We start from the raw sequence: 5,530 nt of genomic DNA, 5'->3' as shown, positions 1-5,530 counted from the left end.
GCGTCGGGTCGACCGTGGGGGTCACGGTCGGGGTCGGAGTCGGCTCCGGACCGCCGGGGCCCACCTGGAGGTCGACACAGCTGTAGAACGCCATACCGGTGTCGGCGACGTTCCAGATGGCCAGCAGCTTGATCCGGCCGGAGTGGCCGCCGAGGTTCACCGTGTGGTTCACGGTCCTGGCCGGGAGCCTGCCCCGGTCGTTGAACACCGCGACCCGGTCGCTGCCGATGAAGTACTCCCACGTGCTGGTGGAGTGCGGCACGGGGACGCTCCAGCGGAAGTTGACCGTGCTGCCGACGTTCGCGGCCGGCCATGCCCTGGAGTCGTCGTTGAGCGGAGCCCAGCGGGAGTCGCCGGCGTGGCAGTTACGCTGGCCCTGACGGCCTTCCACGCTCTGCGGCTCCCAAATGATCTGGCCGCAGTTCCGGACCTTGCCGGAGGCACAGTTCGCCTGACGGCTCGGGGGGTCGGAAATGTAGCCGTGCGCCGACGCGGGCGGGGCCACGACCACCACCGTCGCGATGGTGACTACCGCCGTGGCGAGGACTGTGAGCAATCTTCGCATCTCATACATCCTTCGTGCTGAGGGGTACTCCAAATATAAAGTAAAGTTTCCTAACAGTAAACCGCTTTGCCAGGATCCGTCCCCTCAGCCGTCACAGGCCCGCTCGCCGCCGGTCGATGCCGGCCTCAAGGCGATCGTCCACGGCGCGCACCCCGGCCACCGGCTCGTCCGAGCGGACGGGGGCGGCCCGATGAGCCGGCCGAGACGTTCGCCGCGTCCCGCCGTGCCATGGACGACACCGACCACGGCACCGTGAGCCGGGACGCCGACCGCGTACGGGAGGCGGCCCCGGCGGTCACCGAGCCGGTCGTACCGGGAGACGGCAAGGGCGACGCCCGGCACTACGGCACCGGCGTGCTGCCCGGACATCGCGGTCCTGCTGACCGACACCGCCGACTGTAGCGGCGAGACCTTCTGGGGGCGGGGGTCAGGGCTTCTGGAAGCCCGCCTTGGTGAGGACGTCGCCGCCCTCGCCGGACAGGACCAGATCGACGAATCGCCGGGCCAGGTCGCGGGCGGGTGACCTGGACAGAACGGTGATCGGGTAGTCGTTGGCCGCCTTGCCCGCCTCGGGGAAGGTGATCCCGCGTACCTTGCCGGAGGCGATCACGTCGGTGCGGTAGACCAGGGCGGCGTCCACCTCGCCCAGTTCGACCTTGGTCAGGGTGGCCTTGACGTCCTGCTCCAGGGTGACCGGGGTGACCTTGAGCCCGGCCGCGGACAGCGCCCTGGCCGCCGCCGCGCCGCACGGGACCTGCTCGGCGCACAGCGCGACCTTCACCCCGGGGCGGGCCAGGTCCGCCAGGGCGGCGATGCCCGCCGGGTTGTCCGCGGGCACGGCGATCTCCAGGGTGTTGCGCGCGAACACGGCGGGCGACTTCGCCAGGGAGGCGTCCTGCACGGTCTTCATGGTGGCCGGGCTGGCGGCGGCGAACACGTCGGCGGGCGCGCCCTCGGTGATCTGCTGGGCCAGGGTCGCGCTGGAGCCGAAGTTGAACCGCACCCGGGTGCCTGGGTGCCCGGCCTCCAAGCGCCTGCCCAGCTCGGTGAACGTCCCGGTGAGCGAGGCGGCGGCCAACACGGTGAGCGACGTGGCGCGCGGCGCGGAACCCGCCCCGCCGGCCGGAGCCGGCCCCCCGGTGCCGCAGGCCGCGAGGGTCAACGCCAGGATGACCGCCGGGATGAGCAGTACGGCCGGCAGGGGCCGCCGGGGAGAACGTCTGAGCACCTGGAACTCCTTAGTGGCCCGCCGCGCGAGCGTTGTCGGGGATCTCCACGACGACGTTGGTGGACTTGATCACGGCGACCGCCGTCATCCCGACCTCCAGCTTGAGCTCGTCGACCGCCTGGCGGCTCATCAGCGACACCACCCGGAAGGGCCCGGCGGCGATCTCCACCTGTGCCATCACCGCGTCCTTGAGCACCTCGGTCACGATGCCGCGGAACCGGTTGCGCGCCGAGGAGAACCCGGAACCGCCCTCGGCGGCGACCTGGGCACGGGCGAAGGCCGCGAGGTCGGCGCCCGCCACGATCCGGTGCCCCAGGTCATCGCGCCGCGCGGGCAGCCGGCCGGCATCGATCCAGCGCCGGACCGTGTCCGCGCTGACGCCGAGCAGCGCGGCCGCCTCACTGATCCGGAACGTCGTCACGAAGCTCACCATACCTTCGTACATACGGGCCGCAAGGCCACATTTGCCTGGCACCCTCCAATCGATCAGCACAATCCCCGCCGCATCTGAGAGCCCGCAGACCGACACCGGCACTCCGGGACGCGCTCATCGCCCGCTCAGGGTAGGGCACCCGGCGGGCGGACGGATCTCAGCGGTGGCGGCGCGTCAGAAGACCTGGATGAACGCCGACACGACGGCCTCCCGGGCGGAGCCTTCGCCGTCGTCACAGAAGCCGTTGATCTGGTGCTCGGCCCGATCCGCTTCCTGCGGAATGCGGGCGGTGACGGTGCCTCTGCCTTGGGAGAACTCGGCCCGGTGCGACCCGAAGGTGGTGGGACCGTCCACCGTCCCGCCCTTCGCGCCCGCCGGGCAGTAGAGCGTCACCGTGACGTCCTGCCCGGCGGCGACCCTGGCCGGGACGATGTGAATGCCAACGGCGTCGGCGGGCTCCGGCGCGACCAGCATGGAGCACCCAAGGGCCACAGCCACGAGCGGTGTCACAAGGCCCCCGTCCATCGCACGTCCCTTCGCCGATCGCACCCCATATCTGCTCCGACAAAAGACGCAGAACACCCCAAAGCAGTATTTATTTCAGCAATACCGGCCACCCCTGCCCGGCACGCCCGGCACGCCCCGCCCCATGCCCGCGCTGTGCCCGGCGCCTCGCACGGCGGTACGGCAGGGCGCTACGCCCGGCCGCCGAGGGGCAGGCCGTGGTGGGCTGGGTGCAGGTGCTTGCAGGTGGGCAGGAAACGCCGGACCCTACGCGGCATCCCCACTCAGGTTGAATGCCCCAGAAACGGCACAAGGGCGGAAATATCACGCGGTATAGGAATTATATTTGTCTGATGAACAATGTGGAGATCCGGGAGCTCCGCTACTTCGTCACCGTCGCCGAGGAGCTGAGCTTCAGCCGGGCCGCTCAGCGGCTCGGCATTGCTCAGCCTCCTCTCTCCCGGAGCATCCGGCGGCTGGAGGCCAAGCTCGGTACGGCGCTCTTCGAGCGTACGACCAGGCTGGTCACGCTCACCGCCGCCGCCGAGGAGCTGCTCGACTCGTCGCGTTCGGTGATCACCGCGTTCGATGCGGCGCTGCGGCGGGCGCGACGGACGGCGGGGACGCGGCAGCCGTTGCTGGTGGCCGCGCGGTCTCGTGATGCCGGGCTGCTGGCGAAGATCCGGTCGCGGTACGAGGCGGTGCCCGGTCGCCGGCCGCTCAGCGCCGTGGTCACCGGGTGGCAGGACCCCGCCGTCCTGGTACGCCGCGGGGAAGCCGACGCGGCCCTGCTGAGCAGCCCCTTCGACACCGCAGGGCTGGACGCCGAGCCGCTGCTCACCGAGCCGCGGGTGGCCGTGCTGCCCGCCGGGCACCGGCTCGCCGGGCGCCGCAGGCTGCGCAGGGCCGACCTGGCGGACGAGCCCTTCCCGTACCGGCCGGGCGCGGAACCGGCGATGACCGCCTACTGGAGCGGCCGGGACCAGAACCCCCTCCCCCGCCGCCCGCTCCGGCACGGCCCGGCCGTCTGCGGCCTCGCCCAGATCCTGGAGGTCGTGGCACTCGGCCGGGCCGTCGCCTTCGTCCCCGCCTCGGCCGCGGGCCGCCATCCCCGCGCCGACCTCGTCTATCTGCCGGTCTCCGACCTCAGCCCGAGGGTGGTCGCGGTCGCCTGGCCACGGGCGGCGACCGCCCCCTACATCGCCGACTTCGTCAGGGCCGCCGAAGACCTCGCGGAAGAAGGCGGCTTCACGGCGTCGCCCGGCACTCCCTGACGCACGAAACGGACGGTCGGCCACTCCACGGGACGCGATCCTCCAAGCAACCCGGCGTCCCACCGGGTGGCGTGAACAGCGATGTTCGAATCGGGACATCGCGCAGGTCGGCCCCCTGGGCGCGAAGCAGCTGGGATTTTCTGGGAAAACACGACACGTTCCGCATCGTGCATCCACATATTTCCGCTGATTTCATCCCGGGCCGACCCGGGCGACCGTCCAGCGGGGGTTCGCCGCGAAACCGCACCCCCGAGCCCCTGGCGAGCTTCCTGGCGGCAGCGGCCAGGCAGGGACAGTGGGAAAAGCGGCGAACATCCGGCGGTATTGCCATCACAATACGACGATTTATCTCGACATAAGCTCATCGAGCGATTAACTTCCCAACGTAACCAGATCTTTCGCGCCGAGTCGTGCGTAGGAGTCCGCTGTGGCAAACCTCCCTGGACCTTGGCAGGTGCCCGGTCACACCCATCTGCGCCAACTGGGTTCGGGCGGCTCCGGCCGGGTGGTGCTGGCCCGGCGGGACGCGGACGGCGCCGAGGTGGCCATCAAGTACCTGTCCCCGCAACTGCTCGCCGAGCCCAGCTTCGCCGGCCGCTTCCGGGAGGAGGCCCGGCTGATCTCCATGCTCGGCGGCCCGCACATCGCCCGGCTGCTCGACTACGTGGAGGGCGACCGCGGCGCGGCCATCGTGATGGAGCCGGTGGACGGCGTGACGCTGCGCCGCATGATCAGGGAGCGCGGCGCGACCGGGCCGCAGGCGGCGCTGGTGGTGCTCAAGGGCGCGCTGCTCGGGCTGGCCGCCGCGCACGAGGCGGGGGTCGTCCACCGCGACTTCAAACCGGAGAACGTGATCGTCACGGTCGCGGGCGACAGCAAACTGGTCGACTTCGGCATCGCCGCACCGGCCGGCGAGCCGGGGGCCGGGGCGGGGTCGCCCCCGTACATGGCGCCGGAGTTATGGGAGCAGGCGCCCGCGAGCGCGGCCACCGACGTGTACGCGGCGACCGTCGTGTTCTTCGAGTGCCTGACCGGCCGCCGGCCGTTCGACGCGAGCGACGCCGCCGTCCTGGCCCACCTGCACCAGAGCGAGCCGCCGCCCGTTGAGCAGGCGGACGAGCCGGTACGCGGGCTGCTGCGGCACGGCCTGGCCAAGGACCCCGCCGACCGGCCGCCGTCGGCGGCGGCCTTCCTGGTCGAACTGGAGGAGACGGCCGGCGACGCCTACGGCCCGGAGTGGGAGCGCGAGGGCCGCTTCGGGCTGGGCGGCCTGGCCGCCCTGCTGATCGGCTTCGGCGTACACGCGCCGCCGCAGCTCACCGCGGGCTCCTCGCTGGCCCGTACCCTGCTCGGCACCACCGGCAAGGCGATCATCGCCGGCACGCTGGCCACGGCCACCGTGACCGGGATCATCGCCGGAGTGGCCGTGCTGAACGGCTCGCAGCGCGAGGCGCCGCCGCCACTCGCCGCGCCGCGCACACCCGCCGCCACCTCGGTCGCCTCACCGCCGCCCGCCCGTCCCGAGC

Annotated in this window: 7 protein-coding genes; 3 read left to right on the top strand and 4 right to left on the bottom strand. The window is 71.8% G+C overall.

Going from position 1 to position 5,530, the window contains the following annotated elements:
• The coding region (locus C1I98_RS34395) for a lytic polysaccharide monooxygenase auxiliary activity family 9 protein (protein WP_111171501.1) at positions 1-565 on the bottom strand (565 nt) is incomplete at its 3' end.
• Positions 566-793: 228 nt separating this feature from the next.
• Between C1I98_RS34395 and C1I98_RS34390 the strand changes: the two genes are divergently transcribed.
• Positions 794-967, top strand: a complete 174-nt coding sequence (locus C1I98_RS34390) for a hypothetical protein (protein WP_199537440.1) — start codon at positions 794-796, stop codon at positions 965-967.
• 25 nt (positions 968-992) lie between these two features.
• Here the strand turns inward: C1I98_RS34390 and modA are convergent, their stop codons facing one another.
• The 3 genes from modA to C1I98_RS34375 form a co-directional block, all read right to left on the bottom strand.
• Positions 993-1,793: a molybdate ABC transporter substrate-binding protein gene (gene modA / locus C1I98_RS34385; protein ID WP_233508427.1), complete on the bottom strand. Its 801-nt coding sequence runs from the start codon at positions 1,791-1,793 to the stop codon at positions 993-995.
• Between the two features lie 10 nt (positions 1,794-1,803).
• Positions 1,804-2,214 carry a TOBE domain-containing protein gene (locus C1I98_RS34380; protein WP_111171499.1) on the bottom strand — a complete coding sequence of 137 codons (411 nt, stop codon included), beginning with the start codon at positions 2,212-2,214 and terminating at the stop codon, positions 1,804-1,806.
• A 186-nt stretch (positions 2,215-2,400) separates the two neighbouring features.
• Positions 2,401-2,700 (bottom strand): hypothetical protein, encoded by a 300-nt coding sequence (locus tag C1I98_RS34375; RefSeq protein ID WP_111171498.1) that lies wholly within the window; start codon positions 2,698-2,700, stop codon positions 2,401-2,403.
• Positions 2,701-3,083: 383 nt separating this feature from the next.
• Between C1I98_RS34375 and C1I98_RS34370 the strand changes: the two genes are divergently transcribed.
• Both C1I98_RS34370 and C1I98_RS34365 read left to right on the top strand, forming a co-directional pair.
• Positions 3,084-4,004 (top strand): LysR family transcriptional regulator, encoded by a 921-nt coding sequence (locus C1I98_RS34370; RefSeq protein WP_111171497.1) that lies wholly within the window; start codon positions 3,084-3,086, stop codon positions 4,002-4,004.
• Between the two features lie 427 nt (positions 4,005-4,431).
• The coding region (locus C1I98_RS34365) for a serine/threonine-protein kinase (RefSeq protein WP_146607820.1) at positions 4,432-5,530 on the top strand (1,099 nt) is incomplete at its 3' end.

Origin of the sequence: Spongiactinospora gelatinilytica (assembly GCF_003236385.1) — a bacterium.
GTDB lineage: Bacteria > Actinomycetota > Actinomycetes > Streptosporangiales > Streptosporangiaceae > Spongiactinospora > Spongiactinospora gelatinilytica.
This window is presented reverse-complemented; position numbering and strand designations above follow the sequence as displayed.